At 64.1% G+C, this 17,016-nt stretch carries 17 protein-coding genes and 2 pseudogenes; 6 read left to right on the top strand and 13 right to left on the bottom strand.

Translation table 11 applies throughout. The features are described 5' to 3' along the window. Positions 1-343: 343 nt before the first annotated feature. Positions 344-565, top strand: a pseudogene (locus K940_RS31845) (integrase core domain-containing protein); the annotation flags it as partial. On the opposite strand, the gene K940_RS31030 reads toward K940_RS31845, so the two are convergent. Next, a complete protein-coding gene (locus K940_RS31030; protein ID WP_196812285.1) occupies positions 562-1,371 on the bottom strand; it encodes a hypothetical protein in 810 nt (269 codons plus the stop codon). The pseudogene K940_RS31845 and the gene K940_RS31030 overlap by 4 nt on opposite strands. 85 nt (positions 1,372-1,456) lie before the next feature. Continuing rightward, entirely contained in the window at positions 1,457-1,852 is a 396-nt protein-coding gene (locus K940_RS0119675; RefSeq protein WP_028478909.1) for a hypothetical protein, read from the bottom strand. A 444-nt stretch (positions 1,853-2,296) separates the two neighbouring features. On the opposite strand from K940_RS0119675, the gene K940_RS33160 reads away from it, so the two are divergent. Beyond that, entirely contained in the window at positions 2,297-2,596 is a 300-nt protein-coding gene (locus K940_RS33160; protein WP_028478907.1) for an IS3 family transposase, read from the top strand. A 200-nt stretch (positions 2,597-2,796) separates the two neighbouring features. Here K940_RS33160 and K940_RS0119660 read toward each other — a convergent pair whose 3' ends face one another. Continuing rightward, on the bottom strand, positions 2,797-3,075 hold the full coding sequence (locus K940_RS0119660; protein ID WP_028478906.1) for a hypothetical protein: 279 nt from the start codon (positions 3,073-3,075) through the stop codon (positions 2,797-2,799). 263 nt (positions 3,076-3,338) lie between these two features. Beyond that, on the bottom strand, positions 3,339-4,022 hold the full coding sequence (locus K940_RS0119655; protein ID WP_028478905.1) for a hypothetical protein: 684 nt from the start codon (positions 4,020-4,022) through the stop codon (positions 3,339-3,341). 720 nt (positions 4,023-4,742) lie between these two features. Between K940_RS0119655 and K940_RS0119650 the strand changes: the two genes are divergently transcribed. After that, positions 4,743-5,201, top strand: a complete 459-nt coding sequence (locus tag K940_RS0119650; RefSeq protein ID WP_028478904.1) for a hypothetical protein — start codon at positions 4,743-4,745, stop codon at positions 5,199-5,201. Between the two features lie 601 nt (positions 5,202-5,802). On the opposite strand, the gene K940_RS31025 is transcribed toward K940_RS0119650, so the two are convergent. Beyond that, positions 5,803-6,813, bottom strand: coding sequence for an SLOG family protein (locus K940_RS31025; RefSeq protein ID WP_051407386.1), 1,011 nt, complete (start codon positions 6,811-6,813; stop codon positions 5,803-5,805). A 447-nt stretch (positions 6,814-7,260) separates the two neighbouring features. On the opposite strand from K940_RS31025, the gene K940_RS33155 reads away from it, so the two are divergent. After that, the gene (locus K940_RS33155; protein ID WP_081706498.1) at positions 7,261-7,656 is read left to right on the top strand and encodes a transposase; all 396 of its coding nucleotides are present in this window, start codon (positions 7,261-7,263) and stop codon (positions 7,654-7,656) included. 446 nt (positions 7,657-8,102) lie between these two features. On the opposite strand, the gene K940_RS0119625 is transcribed toward K940_RS33155, so the two are convergent. The 5 genes from K940_RS0119625 to K940_RS29370 form a co-directional block, all read right to left on the bottom strand. Further along, positions 8,103-8,327 carry a hypothetical protein gene (locus K940_RS0119625; protein ID WP_155980994.1) on the bottom strand — a complete coding sequence of 75 codons (225 nt, stop codon included), beginning with the start codon at positions 8,325-8,327 and terminating at the stop codon, positions 8,103-8,105. 102 nt (positions 8,328-8,429) lie between these two features. Next, positions 8,430-8,684 carry a hypothetical protein gene (locus K940_RS32505; protein ID WP_155980993.1) on the bottom strand — a complete coding sequence of 85 codons (255 nt, stop codon included), beginning with the start codon at positions 8,682-8,684 and terminating at the stop codon, positions 8,430-8,432. Positions 8,685-9,145: 461 nt separating this feature from the next. Beyond that, complete coding sequence (locus K940_RS0119615) at positions 9,146-10,381, bottom strand: IS110 family transposase (RefSeq protein WP_036529366.1); 1,236 nt, start codon at positions 10,379-10,381, stop codon at positions 9,146-9,148. Between the two features lie 375 nt (positions 10,382-10,756). Continuing rightward, positions 10,757-11,278, bottom strand: a complete 522-nt coding sequence (locus tag K940_RS0119610; protein ID WP_028478899.1) for a single-stranded DNA-binding protein — start codon at positions 11,276-11,278, stop codon at positions 10,757-10,759. Between the two features lie 1,647 nt (positions 11,279-12,925). After that, complete coding sequence (locus tag K940_RS29370; protein WP_051407384.1) at positions 12,926-13,720, bottom strand: hypothetical protein; 795 nt, start codon at positions 13,718-13,720, stop codon at positions 12,926-12,928. Between the two features lie 97 nt (positions 13,721-13,817). On the opposite strand from K940_RS29370, the pseudogene K940_RS31835 reads away from it, so the two are divergent. Further along, a pseudogene (locus tag K940_RS31835) lies at positions 13,818-14,038 on the top strand (transposase); the annotation flags it as partial. On the opposite strand, the gene K940_RS33150 reads toward K940_RS31835, so the two are convergent. The 3 genes from K940_RS33150 to K940_RS0119570 form a co-directional block, all read right to left on the bottom strand. After that, positions 13,989-14,165, bottom strand: coding sequence for a hypothetical protein (locus tag K940_RS33150; RefSeq protein ID WP_196812286.1), 177 nt, complete (start codon positions 14,163-14,165; stop codon positions 13,989-13,991). The pseudogene K940_RS31835 and the gene K940_RS33150 sit on opposite strands and share 50 nt — an antisense overlap. 1,233 nt (positions 14,166-15,398) lie before the next feature. Continuing rightward, on the bottom strand, positions 15,399-15,737 hold the full coding sequence (locus tag K940_RS0119575) for a hypothetical protein (RefSeq protein WP_028478896.1): 339 nt from the start codon (positions 15,735-15,737) through the stop codon (positions 15,399-15,401). Positions 15,738-16,136: 399 nt separating this feature from the next. Next, on the bottom strand, positions 16,137-16,544 hold the full coding sequence (locus K940_RS0119570) for a hypothetical protein (protein WP_028478895.1): 408 nt from the start codon (positions 16,542-16,544) through the stop codon (positions 16,137-16,139). Positions 16,545-16,677: 133 nt separating this feature from the next. Here K940_RS0119570 and K940_RS33955 point away from each other — a divergent pair, with 133 nt between their 5' ends. Beyond that, the gene (locus K940_RS33955; RefSeq protein ID WP_255342610.1) at positions 16,678-16,806 is read left to right on the top strand and encodes a hypothetical protein; all 129 of its coding nucleotides are present in this window, start codon (positions 16,678-16,680) and stop codon (positions 16,804-16,806) included. Positions 16,807-17,016 lie beyond the last annotated feature (210 nt).

The raw sequence follows: 17,016 nt of genomic DNA, 5'->3' as shown, positions 1-17,016 counted from the left end.
CCGTGCGCGCGGCGGACCGCGACCTGGTAGCCCTCGATCAGGCGGGTCGCCCGACCGGCCGATCACCTCACCCAGCCACGACGACACTGGTGACCCGTTGATTTCGTGGGTAATCACACCTGCCGCCCAACCCACGACACGTCCTCCTGCACGGTCGGCGGCTTGGTCGAGGTGCACGGTCCATGTGCCGGCGATGCGCGGTTCGGGGACGGTTCGTGAGCACTGCCTTCGCCAGCTCCCGGCGGCACACGTCGGTTGCTGTACCGGGTTTGATTCGTCGCATCGCGGCCGTTGCCATATCCGGGGACAACCCGGTGGGAACGCCGCCGGGGGATCAAACCGTTACACGCCCCGCCACAACGGGAAGGTCGAACGCTACAACCGGATTCTGGCCGAGGAGCTCCTCTACGCCCGCGAATGGTCTTCCGAAATGCAGCGCAGCGACGCCCTCGAGGTCTGGAACGTCCACTATAACTACCATCGCCCGCATACTGCTGCCGGTGATCAGCCCCCAGCCAGCCGCCTCCGCGGCGGCGTCACCGACGTCATGGCCTCATACAACTAGCCGGGTCCCCATGAGTTAATTCGCTGCCGGCACAAGGTCTCTAGTGCCTGGTACTCGGCTCGCCACTGTTGCGCCGTCTTTAGGTCTACTCCCCATTTCTGCGACCGCCTCTCGACCTCGGCGCCCAGCTCATCCACGGTACCTTGCCAGCATCCAACCCAGAGTTCGTGGCTTGCGGCGGTGCGGAACAGCGTGATAAACACCGACTCGCTACCGGTCGGCCCCAGCGTCAGCACATCCTGTGGCTGGAATATCCGCGCGGCCCCGGACACCCACGCGTGCCCCGACACCCGCGCATCCCCGAACACCCCCGCGCGCCCGGACACCCGCGCATCCCCGAACACCCGCGCATCCCCGAACACAAACGCGTCCCCGGACACCTGCGCGTCCCCGGACACCTGCGCGGCCCCGCACACCAACGCATCCCAGTACACCCGCGCATTCCCGAACACCTTCGCGGCCCCGAACACCTTCGCGGCCCCGAACACCTTCGCGGCCCTGAACACCAACGCATCCCCGAACACCCGCGCATCCCCGAACACAAACGCGGCCCCGCACACCCGCGCGTCCCCGAACACCCGCGCATCCCCGAACACAAACGCATCCCCGAACACCCGCGCATCCTCGTACACCCGCGCGTTCCCACCGACCCACGCATTCTCATCCAGATTGTCCGAGGATTCGATCCAGCCACCCAAATCTCCGGCCTTGACGTCGTGTGTGGGCAAGTCGCGGGTCGCGCGGATGCGCCGTAGCGTATGCTTGCCAAGGATCAACTCATCGGCAGTGAATTCAAAATGGTTCACTATATGCCTCCTCTGTAATTGGTATTTCTCATGTGTGGTCCCGGCTTACCAGGACATGAGTCTCGTTTTGCACCTCGTAGGCGAGCTACAGCTCCTCCTGCGCCGCCTGTGCGGTGTCCGGCGACGCGAACTCGCACACCACCGGTTCACCCGAGTTGGTGGCCACTACTGGTCGTGGGATGCCGTAGGTGACGGCGAACTCGCTGACGGCCAGGACCGCATCGGCGAGGCCGAGGAGTTCTTTTTCGGCGACGACTAGGTGGTCGAAGGCTTCCATGGTGGAGGCCGACAGATCGCCACGCACCACGACTGGTGCACGGTATCGGCGTGGTCGGCGCGCATAGTGTAGGGTTTCAGCTTCCCAGGAGGAAGCCTCCACGATATCTGGTGCCAGGTCGGTCAATACCTTGTGGACGCGGCGGCGATGGTGGTCGAGGTCTTCTGTTCGGGGCAGCCAGATCTCCGGGATCCCGGGCAACACGATCGGGTCGATGGTGTGTTGGGTGATCAGTGTGACGTGGTGTCCGGCAGCGAGTAGTCGGGGTCGGGATCGGTGTCGGCAACGATGTCACCACCAATCCGTTGGCTGAGGGCGCGTTCCCGCCGTAAGAAACAGCGGCTCGGATCGACCCGACAGGATCCGCGGGCGACACCGGCACCGGACCTCGTCGAACGCGACTTCACCGCCATAGAACCGAACCGGTTGTGGGTCGCTGACGCGACTCGCATCCCGTGCGGCAGGGCGTGTTCTGGCTCGCCGCGGTCGGTGACGCGTTCTCCCACCGGATCGTTAGCTGGACGACCTCCGACCGCTGGTCCTGGAGCGCTCGAATACGCGGTCTGGAGCTGCGAGGTCCGAGACGGACAGCTGATCCGCAACAGCGACCGCGGATCGACCTACACGGCCATACGGTTCGCTAATCGTTTGGCAGACAACCCGATCACGGAAGCGATGGGGTCGGTCGGCGACAGCTACGACAACGCGCTGATGCAGAACTTCTTCTCCACGCTGAAGACCGAGCTGGTATACCGACACACGTGGCGGACCTGGGATCGGGCCGAGAACGCCCTGTTCGCCTACATCGACGGCTGGTACAACACCCAGGGGATCCAGAAGAAAGCTCGGCGGGCGATCACCCGACGAGTACGACGCCAGCTACCATCACCAGGCTACCGCGGGAAACAGATAGTCCGCTCTCTGGATGAGCAGGGGGCACTTCGCTGACTGGCGGTCGGCGAGGCAGCGCTGTGACCGCACCTGGGCTACGGCGGACCCGTGACGGCGCGGCGTGTGCCATCGGGAGGATTCCAGGCTTACGCGGCCCGGGACACCGGTTGAACGCAATCACCACTTCACGGTGCGGACGCAGCCCATGCGACACCGTGGCCGAGGTCGCGCCGAACTCAGCAGCCAACGCGCCCGCATTACAATGGCGGCTCATCGAGCCAGGGCTGAAGCCCATTGGGCGCCCAGGGTTGAGGTCCATTGACCCCGAATCTGCCTGCGGTGCGGGCCTGGTCGCCGGTGCGCAGCTCGAGCAGCGTTTCTACGGCCAGGAGCGCCGCGTCGAGTTGGCCGCCGATCACTCGTGCCATCCGCTCGCTGTTTGTTGTGGTCATCAGGTGGGCGACGGTGGACAATGACTCATGCGCCTGCTGCAACGCCTTGTCGACCGTGAGCTGTGCGTCATCATTATTCGTCATCGGTTCAGAGATTCCTTTCAGATAAGGGCCGGCGTCCGGGGACGTGGACGCCGCTCGCGGCAATGGTGTCGGGGTCGCGGCCGTCGATCGCGAATTTCGAGCGCGCCTACGTGGATGCGTTCATGGAGCTGTGCGGCTGGGGTGAGGCCGTCACTCGCGGTCGTATATGGGTAGGTGGTCCGGTGCGGGGCAGAGCAGTATCTCGGTGAGTGTCTTCCTCAGCGGCGAATCGTCGGGCAGCCACGCACTGCGGCACCCGGGCTTCATAGGCAGCGGCGGCTGCTCTGGATATATGAGTCCGAGGTTTTGATCAGGTCCACCGGTTCGAGGCGGGCAGTGCGGAGGCCTGCGGGGCCGATGTCGATGATCGCTATCATCAGTGGGCAACGCCGGTCGCACTCGTCCACGCCGGGAAAAAGGTGGTTGAATTTCCCGACGAGCGGTGTGTAGGACTTGACGCCGGCCACGGTCACGAAGTGCTGGTCAACATCGTCGAATTGGCCGTTGATGCTTTGAGTCAGGAGTACGGGATTGTAGTCGGGCGAGGTAGCTGTGATCGTGCGCGCGGCCTTGTCGCGGATTTGCAGCGTGGAAGGCGCTCTGTAGCCGAGTATCGCTGGGAGTTGCTCAGACAGGTGTTCGTCGGCGCCGATTTGCGCGATGCCGGTGCCCGGCATCCCTTTTGACCGCAGAATTCTGTAGTTGCCGGGTATTCCCCGGGGGTATATACGGGCCGGTTCGAGGTATGCGATCGGGCTGCCCATGTCGTCGGTACTGATTACCACGACCATCAGCGACTGCTGGTCGTATGGTGTGTGCTGGTTGATCAGCCAGGTCTTCCCGGGGCCGCGAGGGTTTTCGACGACGATGCCGGCGATAGAGACAGTGCCCGTGTCGTGTCTGTAGGCTGGGACGGTGGGGGTGTAGCTGAGAGCGTGGATCTGCATGAAGGTTCCTAATCACCTTGGTACTGGGTCTATTTGCCTGGCTCTTGGCTATGAAGTCGAGTTCGGCCATGTGTCGGACTGACTCCACCCTGATGTGAACAGCCCGCATCTGGGTGGACTGGCATCTGTTTGGGAGTCGCTCAGTGCCCTGACCGCGGGCTGAGGTGGCGACGAGCATTCGCACAACTACCGCATCTTCTCGCGCAGATGGGGTGGATGCAAGTGGGTGTGCCCAGAGGTCTCCGGGCACACCCACTGGTCCGCGTCCATGACCTGATCACGAACCTGCGCAGGACAGGAACCCAGATTCTGCGCGGTCTCTAGCGTAGCGCGTGATATCGCTTGTGGGTCTGCGGTTGCCGGCCATGCTCATCCGTGATGTGTTGCGAGACATATCGTTCGCGGAGTTGCTGGCTTCTTCGGTCAGCAGGTCGGGTCGCGTGGAGGTTTAGTGTCACTGACGCTCAACAGTTTTGTGGCTCAGGCCATCTCGAATTCACTGAACGTGGTTGTCTGCGTTGGTGCAGCATGGTCTCACCATTGTGGCCGCCAGGCTTCAGGTTCTGCTTGCTGACAAGGTCACCTCGTGGTCTTTGCTGTGTGGTGGTGAGGTAGGTGGTTCTACTCTTGGGTTGGGGACTGACGTGGTCATGGCGATCTGGTCGGGCAGGAGTTGATATGAGTACGAGGAAGCCGCGGGGTTCTCGCAGAACACCGGGTGTGGTGGAGCAGCTCGAGCGGGCTAAAGAACGGCGGCGGGACCGGCGTGCGGAGGTGCTGCAGAGGGAAAAACGGATTGAGGACGCCGAGCGCGAGTTTCTGGCTGCGGGGGCAAAGATCAGCGAGGTCGAGCGCACGCTGGCGGAGGACCTGAGAGCATTAGAGCAGCGGGCGGAGGACCTTCGCAAGATTGCGGCGCAGGAGGTCAGCGGGTGCAAGCGTGAACAAGCCATAGCGGTGGCGTCGATCAGGCAGGAGGTCCCGAAAATCAGTGAAGTCGCTGAGATTCTGCAGATTTCGGTGTCGAAGGCGCGGTCGCTGCTTGCTGACGGTCGCCGCGCACGGCAAAAGCCACCAACTGCCACGCCGGAACCTGCAGCCAACACCGAGGCGAGTCAGGGGCAGTGGCAGCGGCGACAGGCCACCGAGTCGTATGAGACCGGCAACAATTCCGCCTGAACCATCGATGGATCTAGTGGCAGCTCTTTGTGGTGGGTCAGCCGCGTCGCAGTATGCCTGTAGGACACCGGGCGAATTGACTGGCGGCCGAGCTGGCCGAGACCGTGGCGAGTTTGGTCGTAGGCGCGCGGGCTGGCAGATCCTACTCTGACCGATCGACTGGCGGCGGTTGCGTGATGCCGGAGTACTCGACGCAAAGAAACCCACTGCGAAGAAGGTCGCCAAACCTACCCCGGGCAAGCCGAAATAGAGCGGCTGAAAAGAGAATTGGGAGTTGAAGGACAAGCGATTGGCGACCACCGAAGCCGCGCTGGACATCATAAGAAAAGCCGTCGCGCTCTTGGACACGAGGGGCTGGTCTATGACTTTCGCGGTCGGCGAAGAACCGCTTCACATACCAGCAGCCATCCGCGCCCTTAGCCTCTCAGGCGAGTACACCGAATGGCGTGGAAGTTCTCGGCGTCAGGCCGAGTCGCGGCTGGTCAGGGGTTGAACCGGCACGCTGAGATGGTATGGCTTGCAGTGTTGAGGACGGAGCCCAGCTGAAGCGTTGGATGATTGGTGGCCGGCAGCGCGGCGTGCGCTGCCGGCCACTACTGGGCTAGGCCCCCCTCGGAGGCAGGACCGAAGGGTCGAAGGACCTAGAGATCGTCGTCTTCTGGTCGCGGACGTTGACGGTGATCACCGGCATGCCAGGGCAGTATGCGCGCAGTGCGGAAACTGTTCCACCACGGCGCTTCTCAGGATCACGAACCGCGATCACCGCATCTGCGTCACCGATCAACAGTTGGTTGCGGTCGGCGTAGAACCGGTTCTCATACCGGTCGGCGACCACCACCAAACGGTCGAGGTGTTCGAGGATCTGCGCGTTCTCATTTCTCTGCTCTGATGTCCACTTCGCACCCTGCCCGGGGAAGGGCTGATATCCCCAGAGGCGGAGCTCGGCCGCGATGGCAGACTGAGCCCACCATGTGTCCGATCCAATCGCTAAACCGGTCAACGCAACCTGGGTCGCGTGTTGGTCGCGCAGCTTCACCGCGAGTCGGTCCAGTTCGTCGCGAACCCAACTGGGTTGCTCGATATCATGCGGACGGTGTCCGGTGACCGCGACTCTGGTCCACCGGTCGACTGGGTCGTCTGGGTCGGAGGGGCGCAGCTCTCGCCGCACCTGCATCAACGTTTTCCCCAGCATATTCCTGCCCACACGCGTGCGCAGCCCAGGTCGCCGGTATCGCCCCCAAAAGTCGTCGCCCCAGGTGTTGCCCTCGATGAGTAGCCGGTCTCCGGTGCCGACCAGCGAATCCTGAATCTCGGCGGTGCGAGTGAACTTACTCTTCAGAATCTCAAGCATCACGGGGACTTTCACATGTTCCCAATCTGGCCGTAATTCCACGCTACGACCGAGGGCCTTGGCCGCCGCTGGGCTGGGAGCGGCTTCGACCTTTGCTCGATGGTTCTTGTCGAGACTCTTCGCCGCTGCGAACGCATGCTCGGCGGTGGGGTATGGCACCTGATCGTAGCTGGCCGCGCCCGGGCCGTAGTTCGACAGATACCAGTGTTCATCGCGGAACTCTTCGATCGGATGGTCAGAACTGGGCTGGATCGTGTTCAATGGTGTGTTCCTGTCTGGTGCGAAAGCCCACCCGGTATGGGAGGGTCATCTCCCATACGGGGTGATCGGCCGGTCGGGTGACCCGCCTGAGGGCGTGAAACCAGGTCGTGGGCCGACGCGCGTGCGGGAACGCGCCGAGACGGGTCCGGGCGAATTTCCTGCGCACGACAGCCGACAGTGAGCTGACTGCGCGACGCCGCGCCCGGAAATTCGTTCGGACCCGGGCGCGGTCCCGTGCGCGCGGCGGACCGCGACCTGGTAGCCCTCGATCAGGCGGGTCGCCCGACCGGCCGATCACCTCACCCAGCCACGACGAGCGCCGGTGGATCAGTACGGCGGTTCGTTATCCATACGGCCGCCGTGCCCGACGGAGCCGGCCGCGGGTGCGCTGTTCCAAGGATCTTCCTCGGCACCGTTGGAACGCCCAGCACCGCCACCGGAGGAGCCGTGGCTGCCCCCGTATCCAAAGCCACCACCGCCGCTGCGGTTGATCCTGTTGATCTTAGCCGTGGCATAGCGCAGGCACGGGCCGATTTCTTCGACACCAAGATCCACCTGGTCGTGGACCGGCACCCGGTCCACCGCGCCAGGACCACCACAGCGTGGATGCACACCCACCGCGACCGGATCGAACTGCACTACCTCCCGGCATACGCCCCACACCTCAACCCCGACGAACTGGTCAACGCAGACCTCAAACGCGTCCTGGCCGACGAGAACATCCTCAACCCAGATCAAATGGAACTGGCGGTTCGCTCGTTCTTCCGGCGCATCCAGAAACTCCCCGGCCATGTCCGCGGCTACTTCCAAGCCCCACACAGCATTTACGCTTCAACCATTTAGTTCCTGGTCAATACCTGTGGGATGCTGCCAGGCCGGCGAGAGCGGTAGCGCGTAACGGGCGCTGCTGGCTGCCCGCGCCTGTGGCGGGTCACCTACGAGACCAGACCACGGCTACGGCCGGTGTGAGACCGACAGGACCGTTGATGAGCTGCGGCCTGCGCAGATGAATACCTAGAGATACCGCTAGGCATCCCTAGGTACTCGATCTGAGCCCAAACAGTGCTGCGGCTCTGTTGCGATCCTCGACCGCCATCTCACGATGGCGGTCGCCACCAGGCGTACTCGACGTCCACCTGAGCCCGCACAGTAACAGTGCTGCGCCTCTGTTGCGATCCTCGACCGTCATCTCTCGATGGCGGTCGCCACGAGGCCATTGTAGACGACACAGTCCGTTCCGGCAGCATGCCGGTGGCGCTCATGGTCCGTAATGCCGGGTTGGCATCCTGTCAGCAATCGCCGCTCTTGCCGGCCTTGTCCGCGCCGGTGCGGCCGGTGTGGACGGGAACGCGGTGGTCCGGGTCCGCAAGCCATCGAGCGAGCGCCGCGTCGGCTTCGGCGGCCTTCAGTGGTCGGCCATTCTGCTGCAGCCCGAGCCAGATCGCGCGGGTGAGAAGAATGTCGGGGCCGAACACGTCGATGGAGGTCCAGGCCGCTTTGACCAGTGGAAACAATGTTTGTGATCGGATCACCGGGGTGGCGAGTTCGCCAGTGTCGCGCAGTCCGGGGATGTGGGAGGCTGGTCGACCCGGCCACGGATCAGAGGCAAGTCCACCTCAGGTGAGCACCGCCCGGATCTGGTGCAGCGCCTTGATGACCACGACGTGCTCGTTCACACTGCCGCGCATGATCCGGTCGGCCTGATGACGGATGTAGCGGTGGAAATCCTCACGGTCCCATCGCCGCAGACTTACCAGCCAGTCGTAGAGCCTGTTGATGGCGGTCGCCTCGGACTCCCATGTCACTCGCGTGATCGGTACTGCCTGGGTGCGTAACAGCCTGTCCTCCAACAGATCTGACTCGGCCCTCATGATGACCTCAGCACCCGCCAGATGGATCTCGCTGAACGCGCACGCACAGCCTCGTTTACTGAGACATGTCCGAACCGGTTGGGGAACCACCACTGTTGAGGGCCCATTCTCCCCAGGCGCGGGGGAAGGACGTGCGGTGTCGCTGATGAACAACGGTTCGGTGGTGCGGTTGAGCCCCAAGGTACCCAGATAGAACTTCATCGTCTCGCCATCCAGGTTGTGCGAGCCCCGATGACGAGGCTGGGGGCAGTGATGCCGTAGACCTTGCCCAGCACCTGCCCCGAGCACCACTAGCCAAACCACACGCATCCCCGCGCCCCGGAGTCGCCGGGTGGTGGCTGATGCTGCCAAAGGTGTTCACCTCCGTTGCCCGGCTGTCCGAGGCCGGGCAACGGGGGAAGGGCGCCGGTGGATCAGACATCTCATGTCGTAGGTCGTCAACTTCCTGTTGTTCGGAGGGGTCATGCGGCTGATGGAATCGCAAGGGGCAAAGCTCGTTCCGGGGCATAGGGAACGCCGGTCTGTAGGCAGTGGTGCAGGCAGCCGAGCAGGCGGTTGAACAGGTTCCTGAGTGCGGCTGTGTGGCGCTCGCCGCGGGCCCTGCGGCGGTCGTAGTGGGCGCGAGTCTCGGGGGTGCGTAGCGCAGCGAAGGCCCACATGTAGCCGGCCGACGCTAATCGCTGGTTCTTCACCACCCGTGCGGAGACCACATGGCTGCGGCCGGATGCTCGGGTAACGGGCGCCGCGCCGGCATAAGCCTTCACTGCCCGCGCGCTGGCAAAACGTGCTCGGTCGTCCCCGATTTCGGCCAGCACTCGCGCACCCGATGCGGAGGAAAGCCCGGGGAAACTGGTGATGATCGCGGCGTCCGGGTGGGTGAGGAATGCCTTTTCCGCTGCTGCGGCGAGGTCGTCGACACTTCGGCAGGCGGCGTCGAGTTGATCCAGTAGCGCCTTGGTTCGGTGTCCCATCGCCTCCTCAACCTGGGGAAGCTGACGGAGATTGTCAGCATGAAAAGCGGCCAGGAGACGGTCGAGTTCGATGTCGAGGTCACGACGCAAACGACCCGATCGATTGAGCAAGGCCCGCAATCGGGCCCGAGAAAGCTTCGCGGCCTTCGCCGGTGTCGGCGCGACGGCGAGCACGGCCCGAGCGTGAGCAGAATCCAGCCCCAGGGTGCCGGTGCCGTGGAACGCCGCCAACGCCGCCGGGTAGTACTCACGCAGGTGCGACCGTAGCCGATTCACCGCCTGCCCACGATCCCAGATCGCGTCCTGGTGCGCTCGGGCCAGAATCGCTACGGCCTGGCCGAGTTCGCTGTCGCCTGGCAACGGCCGGTGGGAATCGATGTCGGTGCGCAAGATGTTGGCCAGGATCCGGGCATCGGCCGCGTCGGACTTCGACCGCGCTACCGTGACGCGGTCGCGGTAGCGCGCAACGGCCAGCGGATTGATTGCATAGACCTTCCGACCGGTCGCCCGAAGGCATTGCGGCAATAGCCCTCTCGGGGTCTCGATCGCCACCGGGATCGGGTTCTCGGCGTTGTCGCCGTGCTCGGCCAGCAGCTCGACGAGTGCCTGGAATCCAGCGCGGTCGTCGCTGATCCGCAGCTTGGCGACCTGGACTCCCTCGTTGTCGACCAGGGCTACGTCATGGTGGTGTTCGGCCCAGTCGATCCCGCAGAAGATCTTCTCCATCCTCATCCTTTCCGCAGCTCCGGTTACCAACTCCCTGGCGGAGAACGCGGCGATCTAATAGAAGTGCTCAAGGCACGCCATCTCACGAGCCGTTCGTGTCTCCAGCGACCGGCAGGGACCTCGGTCTGTTGGAGAGCTCGACGGCTCGCGAACGGCTAAGAGGCCAGCCCTGCCAGCGGGCTGAGGACATGAAACGCGCTATGTCGGTGCTGCCGGGCAGAACCGTTGAACCTGTTCCGATTTGCGAACCTGTCGGCTCGGCCCGGCAGCACCAGTAGATGAGTGGAGCCTGTCTGACCAGAGGGATCCAGTCCCGGAACGGCGGGAGGCTTCCAACCCATCACTTGACGGGTGACAAGCACCCATCTTCAGCTATTAGAACGGCGGTTCGTTATCCATACGGCCGCCGCCCCCGACGGAGCCGGCCGCGGGTGCGCTGTTCCAGGGATCTTCCTCGGCACCGTTGGAACGCCCAGCACCGCCACCGGAGGAGCCGTGGCCGCCCCCGTATCCAAAGCCACCACCGCCGCTGCGGTTGATCTTGTTGATCTTAGCCGTGGCGTAGCGCAGAGACGGGCCGATTTCGTCGACCTCGAGTTCGAAGACCGTGCGTTTCTCGCCCTCGCGCGTTTCGAAGGAGCGCTGCTTGAGCCGTCCGCTCACGATGACTCGGGAACCTCTGGTCAGGCTTTCGGCCACGTTTTCCGCCGCTTCCCGCCAGATGATGCAGCGCAAAAACAGCGGGTCGCCGTCTCTCCATTCGTTGGCCACTCGGTCGAAGTATCGGGGCGTACTTGCGACGGTGAAATTCGCTACCGCCACCCCAGTTTGAGTGAAGCGAAGTTCCGGGTCTGCCGTCAAGTTTCCGATGATGGTCATGACTGTGTCGCCTGCCATAGTGAGTGCCTTTCTGACATAGAGAATCTGGAGTGTCTTCACGATGGGTTGAGGATCGGTGACTGGTGCTGTTCCTTCTGGTCACCCCGCCCTACGCTCGGCGGCCGGGATGTCGTGCCGCAGTCGCGGCATCGTAGGTTCGCCTGGCCTCCGCCAGGAACGCCCGAGGGGTGGCGCGACGATTTGCGCGACCTGGTCCTTGAACGCCGCGGCGTCAATCTCACGGAGGTGGCCGCGCTTGGATAGCAGTGCCGTCATCGGGGTTGGCAACACGCTCGACGGCACGGTCGTATGCAACGAACCGGGCTGCAGTTCCTGCCGGTCGAGGTGCGGCGCTGCTGTTCATTGGCCTGCGCGACGTGCTCACCGGACACGTCAGCGACGCCCACCGACTGTGTTTCAGTCGTAACACCGAGCCCACTCGGTCCTGAGTGCACAGCACCAGAATCCTTCTCCACCTGGATTCTTCACAGGAATGCAAGACCTGGCGCGTCACGTCCATGGAGAACCACGGCCGTAGCGTCCGGGACGCACCCACAACCGAGAAGGAACTGCCAGTCCGTCGTCGGTGTGTAAACCGCGCCGCGGGCTCCCACCGCGGGGGGATGCAGTGGATCCAGCACGAGATCACCGCCCGGTACCGGGTATGCCGTCGAGGGTCTTGGAGCTAGTCACGCGCAAGCTCCCGTGGTCGCGCAGTTGCTGGGCGCGGCCTATCAGGTGGTGTAGGTGTCTGCGTCTGACGTTGGTCCCTGCTGCGGTTAGGTGGCAGATGATCGAGGATCAGGGGGTCAGTTCGGGTCGTGTTGGCCGGGGGCGACTGTTTCCGAGTCGGTAGGTGCCTTCCCTTCGGCCCCGATCAACGCCGGAGCCACCTCGGCGTCACGGTGTGCGGTGACCAGAGGTGATCCGGGGCGGCAATGGCACTCTCGGCGATCGGCTACACCGATCCAGCTGAGATTCGGCGGCGTTCGGTGTCGAAGGCGCGGGCGCGGCTTGCTGAGGGCCGTCGCGTACGGCAGAAGTCATCACCTGCATGAAGCCAACACCCGAGGCAAGTCAGGGATAGACGTTTGGGATGCCTGCGGCCAAGCTCATCACGCAGTGACGCCGTAGCCGCTGTTGACGCTGGAGGGGCAGGTGAACGCCACGCAAGCCACCAGGGCCAGTCGATCGACCGTCGGGCACTGGTTGTGGGTTTCGACTGCCACAGTAGTTGCACTCGAGACCGGGGCTGGATCAGCCACCTGAGCAGCGAGAGGCAGCGGTGGTAGCGGTGGTGACTCGGGCAGCGCGTTGGTTTCGGCCAGCGGACTGCCGACGGAGATGGCCGAAAATGATGCTCGTCACTGACATTACCGGGCGCCAACCACAGATTTCCGCGGCGGTGAGGATCTACTGCGATGGGACGGGGCTGAGGAAGCGTCGATGAGCCTATTCTTCGGACGGATTGTGCTCAGACTGCCAGGCCCGGGGATCCCGTTGAGGAACGTGTTGGTATTTGAGCGTTTCCTGGCCGAGTTTTGGCCGGCCAGTTATGTTGGCGGGCTCGGTCTTTCGCTGATGACCAGCCGTTCACAGTCTTCGGGTTGGCATGGGTGTTTGTCGAGTGCTGGTGTCGGCGTGCGCGAACAGGTTGTCGCGCTTTTACTTCCACCCAGCGAGGCGGGCGCGGGCCAGTGCTTCCAGCGCCTTGTACTCAGCTAACACGTGCGGCTTCTGTGTGGCATCGATGTGCCGCAGCTGCCTGTCGACTTCACCTGGCAGCTCATCCAGGGTGCCTGTCCAAGAGCCGACGTGCAGGCGGTGACCGCCGGTCGTGCGGTAGAGAGTGGCGATATCCCACTTGCTGCCGATCGGCCCCAGCGTGATCAGGTCTCGAGGGGTGCGCACCTGTGCGTCCCCGTCCACCCGCGCGAACCCGTATACCCGTGCAGTCCCGGAGACCTGCGCGTTTGCGCCGACCAGCGCGCGATGGAACAGTTTCGCGTTCCCGAACACCCGGGCTTTGTCGGACACCCACGCGTTTCCGGACACCTCCGCGTCCCCGTACACCTGCGCGTCCCCTTCCACAATGGCGGAGCCGAACAGGCGCGCGTTCCCGAACACCCGGGCGTTGTCGATCACCTCTGAGTCATCGAACACTCCCGCGTCCCCATACACGTGCGCGTTCCATGACACCTTCGCATGCCCGTATATTTTTGCGTTCTCGTACACCTGCGCGTGCCCGGTTACCAGCGCGTCCCCGGCTACCAGCGCGTCCCCGTGCACCTTCGCCTCACCGCTCACCCACCCGCGGCCGACCAGATTGCTCTCGTGCTCTACCCAGCCGCCTGGTTGTCCCGCCAGCACCCCGTGGAGGGGTAGGTCCATGGTGGCACGGACACGGCGTAGGGTGCGCTCGTTGAAGATGAGGATCTCATCGGTAAGCGTATAGTGCACGGCTTCGCTTTCTGGTCTGTGATGGTGTGGTCCCGGGCCCTCGGCGGGGTCTGGCCAGCGTACGGGGCGGTGGTCGGCTGCGTCGACGGCAAGTCGAGGGGTCCGTGACGATGTGCGCGCCTGTGTGGTCGAACATCTCCGGGGTATTCGCTCGGCGGGGGTTCAGCGGCAGTATTCCGGCACCGCCAGGCGCACCGAGAACTGCCAGATCGGCACCTTCCTGGTGTACGCCTCGACACGAGGACATGCGCTGATCGATCGCGAACTGTTATCCCGCAATCGTTGATCGATGACCGGAATCGTTGCCGCGCGGCCGGGGCAGCCGCACGCCGGCCGCGTCATCGATCCACCATCCGGACAACTGCGGGTCACCCACGGCGAACACTGTGCCGGCGACATCGTGCTCGAGAGCAACCTGGATGTCGTCGTCGCGCAGCCGCGGCACCTTCCCAGGGGGCGTTGGCCCGCGCCGCTTTCGCGTCCGAGGCCAGTCAGTTCGAGGCGTCGATGACATCAATTTCGGCGCCCTTGCCGAGCACGTGGCGGTGCGCAGCATGACCTATGTCGTCGGCGGCTTTCTCCCGCGAACCTCCTGTCGGCGTTTCAGATCGGGCAGCGGGATCTCGAGGATGGCCGCGACGGTTTCTGGAGTCGCATACTTCTGCCGGCGATCGGTGCGGCACAGCGCCGCGATAGATGTCCGCGAGACACCTGCACGGGAGCCGATTTCACGCATGGATAAGCCAAGCGACCTCAGCTCATCTAGATGCGGCCACGTCACCGTCGCGTCGATGTAGCCCGATGCACAGGTCGGGCACGTCGACGCCGACATCTTCCGGGACGCACCGGGTCGGAACTGCTTGCCGCACTGCCTACACGCGACGACCGTTGTGCGCTCGGCGTACTCGCCGTCAGCGTTGAGCCATGCAACAAGCAAGCTCTTTTCGTATGTGAGGCACGCTGCGGCATCGAATTTGCCGATTCCATGTACAGCCCGCGGGGTCACGCAGCATCACCATCCTCGCCGGGCCTCGCACAGTGTGCGATGTGGGTGTGCCGCCGGCGCTCCTCGGCGGCACTGATGGCCCGCTCGGCGTCGCGCGCGGACTGCCCCGAAGGCGCGCATGATCATGTCGGCTTCGTCCTCGGACACGGCACTCCCATCGGCGTAGTAGCACGGGATCATCGCGGTACCTCCGCGATGTACCAGACGACAGATCCGCACGTGATCGGCTGCGTGGAGGGGGCGGACAGGATGGTGTTGGGTGGGCATGTGTAGGTGGTGAGCCCGGCGGCGGTCAGGTAGCCGGCGGCTAGGCTGACGTACCGGGCGCACACGCACACATCTGCGGCGAGCCTGCCGTACAGGACCCGTCCGGCGGGTGTGTAGCCCTCAACCCGGCGATCGGCGGACTCCCGTGCAGTGGGGTGGGACAGGCGGATGAGCCATGGCGGCGGAGAGGATCAGGACTATGTCACCGTCTGTGGCGGATCGCGCCCACCTCAACGCGCCGCTGAACGCGGTGCCAGTGTAGAGCTGCCCAGTGGGGGGGCCGGGTGATCACGTTTCGCGGCACCGTAACTGATCACCATCCAGGGAGATGCACTCACGTCCGGGCTGTGTGTGACCGGGACGCCCGCATGTGCGGCATGTCCCCGGCCATCCACCCCGGGTCCGTCACACCGCCTTGGGTGTGCCTTCCAACCGGCGCTCGAACAGTAGCTCGATCACCGCAATGATCAACAGCTCAGACCTGTGTGGCCCCCCGTAGGGGAGCTCGAACAGGAACCGCCATTGCCGCGTGGTGACCAGTGGCTCGGTCTTTTCGGGGTTGAGTACCAACTCTTCCACTGCCCGATTCCTCAGCCACGCCTTGAGCTGTGCGTGTTGCAGGTTCCCGAAGTTCTTGATCTCGGCGCCTTCGCGGCCTGGGTTCTTAGCCAGGCTTTCCGCGATGTTGGCGGCGATCGAGTTGATCCCCATGTTCTCGGTGACCTCGGTGGTGAGCTTGTCCATTTTCTTCTCCTAAGCGTGTTTTCCACAAATATCGTGGCCGTCACCGGCAGCGAAAGACAGACCCCGGAAGGCCCCCGACCCGCACGGGGACTGACGTCTTCACCGACAGGCTGGGGCCGACAGCCAGCCACCGCGACCGGATCACATGTGAAAGTAGTGGTTTGGGCTGAGCGCGTAGCAGCGTCGGATGTATGCCGCCGTCCGCCCCATCAGCAGGTGCTTGACCAGGGAGTGGCCGGTCTGCTGGCGGGAGCGAACGATCGAGGCCGCTGCGGATACTGCGGCTGGTATTGGGGGTGGCTCATGGAGCCGATCGTAAAACGTTATCTCACTACAGGATTGTCGATCCAGACAACCTGGGTCACTGGCACGCAGCCAGCTCTTGCTGGGTGGGCGGTGTCAGTGGCCGGGTGCGTGTGGTCGGACGGCGCGGGCGACGGTGACGGTGAATCGGGTTGGCTCGACGGTGATGATCAGCCATCCGTTGTGGGACCCGAATTCGCGGATCGGGTCGATGAGCGGTTCGGCCGAGTCGGGGTGGTCGGTGAGGGGCAGGTATTCGGCGAAGTCGTCACCGCCGACTGCGGTTTGGGCCAGGCCGGTGTGGGATCCGGTCCAGTCCACTGGGTGGCAGATGACGGAGGATCCGGGTCGGTTCGGGTCGAGTTGGCCGGGGCGGCCGTTGCTGAGTAGGTAGGTGCCTTTATCTTTGGCCCAGATCAAGGCCGGAACGACCTTGGGGTCGGGGGCGTAGGGTGACCAGATGTGTTCTGGGGCGGCCATGGCGTGTTCAGCGATCGGAAACACCCGATTCAATGGAAACTACAAGTAGATTGGTGTATTCACAGCAGATTGTTCCTTCTGGGGTGGGCTGAGCGGGCGTGGACCGAGGACGTCTGTGCTACCCGCGGTGGCGGTGTCAGCGTCGGCAGGAACGGGTGTGGCCCGCGGCGTAGGTGAGGCCGTCATCGATGGTGCGGGCGGCTCCGGTCTCGGTGAACTCGTCGACGCCGGCGTGATGGGCGGCGGCGGTGAACAGGACTTAGTAGGCGTGGTCGCGGTCGAGTAGCCCGGCTCGGACCAGGCGGCCGGGGCTGTTGGCGGCCGGTAGCACTGCCCGGTGTCGGGTAGCGGTGCGCGCACGGGTGATGTGGTTGGCCTGTTTGCGCAATGCGGCGGCGACGTAGGCGTCGGGATGGGAGATTGTGCTCGATGACTTCCGCAGTAGCGGGGGTGGCGGTCGCGGTGGCGGGGTGAGAAGGTCGAACAGCCATGCAGG

This window comes from Nocardia sp. CNY236 (genome assembly GCF_000482385.1).
Lineage (GTDB): Bacteria > Actinomycetota > Actinomycetes > Mycobacteriales > Mycobacteriaceae > Nocardia.
This window is presented reverse-complemented; position numbering and strand designations above follow the sequence as displayed.

Coding starts and splice junctions, on each gene's coding strand:
- K940_RS0119660 (WP_028478906.1), bottom strand. CDS start 3,075: ATGACGAATAATGATGACGCACAGCTCACGGTCGACAAGGCGTTGCAG.
- K940_RS0119655 (WP_028478905.1), bottom strand. CDS start 4,022: ATGCAGATCCACGCTCTCAGCTACACCCCCACCGTCCCAGCCTACAGA.
- K940_RS32505 (WP_155980993.1), bottom strand. CDS start 8,684: ATGAGGGCCGAGTCAGATCTGTTGGAGGACAGGCTGTTACGCACCCAG.
- K940_RS0119615 (WP_036529366.1), bottom strand. CDS start 10,381: ATGGAGAAGATCTTCTGCGGGATCGACTGGGCCGAACACCACCATGAC.
- K940_RS0119610 (WP_028478899.1), bottom strand. CDS start 11,278: ATGGCAGGCGACACAGTCATGACCATCATCGGAAACTTGACGGCAGAC.
- K940_RS0119575 (WP_028478896.1), bottom strand. CDS start 15,737: ATGGACAAGCTCACCACCGAGGTCACCGAGAACATGGGGATCAACTCG.